The 2,356-nt window shown below is 67.7% G+C and carries 3 protein-coding genes; 2 read left to right on the forward strand and 1 reads right to left on the reverse strand.

Annotated elements, in window-relative coordinates; all coding sequences use genetic code 11:
- Positions 1-223 precede the first annotated feature (223 nt).
- Both VFA16_RS08445 and VFA16_RS08450 read left to right on the forward strand, forming a co-directional pair.
- Positions 224-1,363 carry an NAD(P)H-binding protein gene (locus VFA16_RS08445; protein WP_324967381.1) on the forward strand — a complete coding sequence of 380 codons (1,140 nt, stop codon included), beginning with the start codon at positions 224-226 and terminating at the stop codon, positions 1,361-1,363.
- Positions 1,360-2,082: a CPBP family intramembrane glutamic endopeptidase gene (locus VFA16_RS08450; RefSeq protein WP_324967382.1), complete on the forward strand. Its 723-nt coding sequence runs from the start codon at positions 1,360-1,362 to the stop codon at positions 2,080-2,082. Before VFA16_RS08445 ends, VFA16_RS08450 begins: the two co-directional genes overlap by 4 nt.
- Here VFA16_RS08450 and VFA16_RS08455 read toward each other — a convergent pair.
- Positions 2,079-2,356, reverse strand: a 278-nt coding sequence (locus VFA16_RS08455; protein ID WP_324967383.1) for an enoyl-CoA hydratase-related protein, incomplete at its 5' end; no start/stop codon positions are given. The two genes, VFA16_RS08450 and VFA16_RS08455, sit on opposite strands and share 4 nt — an antisense overlap.

Genomic DNA, 2,356 nt, shown 5'->3' on the forward strand with positions numbered 1-2,356 from the left:
GTCCATATAAGAGTGACGCTCGTGTGTGATGAAGAGTTCAAAGTGAGCCGCATCGCCTGTCGTGGGGCCGGTTGAGTCGCCGCCGCGTTGAAGTCGACGTTTTGGCAGACCGCCCGCCCGATTGCTGAAAACGTGGATACCGCCGGACGAAGACGCCGCGCATTGCGGTTCGGCGGAACTAAATCCACCGCGGGCCTCTGGCCCAATCGCTACGTTGGACGGTGTGCGGATTCTGGTGACCGGTGCCACCGGCTACGTCGGATCACGCCTGGTCACTGAGCTACTCGCCGAAGGTCACCACGTGGTGGCCGCCAGCCGAAATCCCGCCCGTCTTCAGCGCCTGGGATGGCTCGACGACGTCATGGCGGTGGAATTCGACGCGTCGGATCCTGCGTCGGCTCATCGGGCCTTCGCCGATGCGGGGCAGGTCGACGTCGTGTACTACCTGGTTCACGCGATCGGCCAGCCCGGCTTTCGGGATGTCGACCAGGTCGCGGCCACCAATCTTGCAGCCGCGGCCAAACAGGCCGGCGCGCGTCGCATCGTGTACCTGGGCGGGTTTGTGCCCGACAGCGATGATCTTTCGCAGCACCTGGTCAGCCGGGCCGAGGTAGCCGCGGCGCTGACCATCGAGGGCGGCCCCGAGGTGGTGTGGCTGGGCGCCGCCATCATCTTGGGGGCCGGGTCGACGTCGTTCGAGATGCTGCGCTACGTCGGTGACCGGTTTCCGCTCATGCCCATGCCGGCGTGGATGGACAACCCGATCGACCCGATTTCGATTCGTGACGTGCTGTATTACCTGGTTGCTGCGGCCGATGCCGGGCAAGTGCCGCCCGGCGCCTACGACATCTGCGGCCCCGAGACCACGTCGTACCGAGGGCTGCTCAAAACCTATGCGCGGATTTCGGGCAGGTGGCACACGGGTCTGCCGGTCCGCGGCGTCGACACCACGGTGGCCTCCCGGTTGACGGCGGTGGCGCTGCCGGTTCCCGACGGCCTGGCCGCCGATTTGGTGGAGTCGCTGGCCCACCCGATGCTCGCGTCCGACACCGGCCTGCGCGACCGGGTCCCTGACCCGCCCGGCGGGCTGCTACCTGTCGACGACGCCATTGCGCTGGCGCTGTCGAGCCCGCCACCCCGGCCCGTCAACGCGTTGGCTGATCCACACCACCTCGCCGACAGCGACCCCACGTGGGCCGGCGGCGACGCCCTACGCATCCGCCAGGTGGCGCGGGCCGTCACACCGCGGATCGCGCACCCGACGCTGGGCCTGGTGAACGTCGTCCCGGGACCGCTCGCGGGAGCGCTGCGTACAGGCCTCGACCTACTGATTACTCTCACACCGAAGGTGCGCCCAGTATGACTGACCTCAATACCCGACCCTCGACGAGCGCGCTGGACGAAATCCGCCGCGCCATCACCAATGTTGCTGTGCCACACCATGAACCGCCGTCGGTGGTGCGGCGCCGGCGCATCGTCGTGGCCGTGGTGTTGGTGCTCGGCGCGATGGTGCTGAGCCTGTCGATGAAGCGTCACCCGGGCGACTCGACCTTCTACTGGCTCACGGCGGCGTTGAGCGCGGTGTGGGCTCTCGGGGCGTTCACCTCCGGGCCGCTGCATTTGGGTGGCATCTGCTGGCGAGGCCGCAACCAGCGCCCGGTGATCACCGGCGCCACCATCGGGCTGGTGCTGGGCGGCGTGTTCGTGGCGGGCGGGGCGATCGCACGGGAAATCCCGCCAGTGGCCGAGTTGATCACTCGAGTACTGCATTTCACCGACCAGGGTTCGTGGCGGCTGGTGCTCGCGATCGCGTTGCTCGGCGCCATCGCCGAAGAGTTGTTCTACCGCGGAGCGCTCTACACGGCGCTGGGCCGCCACCATCCGGCGCTGATATCGACCGCCGTGTATGTGGCCGCCACCATGGCCAGTCAAAATCTGATGCTCGGATTCGCCGCGATCGTGCTGGGCTCGGTGTGCGCCTGGGAGCGCCGCGCGACGGGCGGGGTGCTGGCTCCGATACTGACCCACTTCGTGTGGAGCCTGGTCGTGCTGCTCGCGCTGCCGCCGCTGTTCGGGCTCTAGAGGGTATCGGTGAAGTTCGGGGTCCGGCGCTGCTGGAAAGCCGTTGCGCCCTCGATGAAGTCGCGTGATTTCAGCAGCACTGCCTGACCTTGCAATTCGCGGTCGAGTGTGGCGTCGAGCTCGGTGAGCGTGGCAGCGTTGATGGCCTCCTTTGTCTTGGCGAATGCGACCGCGGGCCCGCCCACCAACGCCGACACCACTTTGTCCACTTCGGCGTCGAACTGGTCGGCCGGATAGACGGCGCTCACCAGCCCGGCGGCCAGCGCGTCTGCGG

Origin of the sequence: Mycobacterium sp. (assembly GCF_035653355.1) — a bacterium.
In the GTDB taxonomy this organism is placed as follows: Bacteria; Actinomycetota; Actinomycetes; order Mycobacteriales; family Mycobacteriaceae; genus Mycobacterium.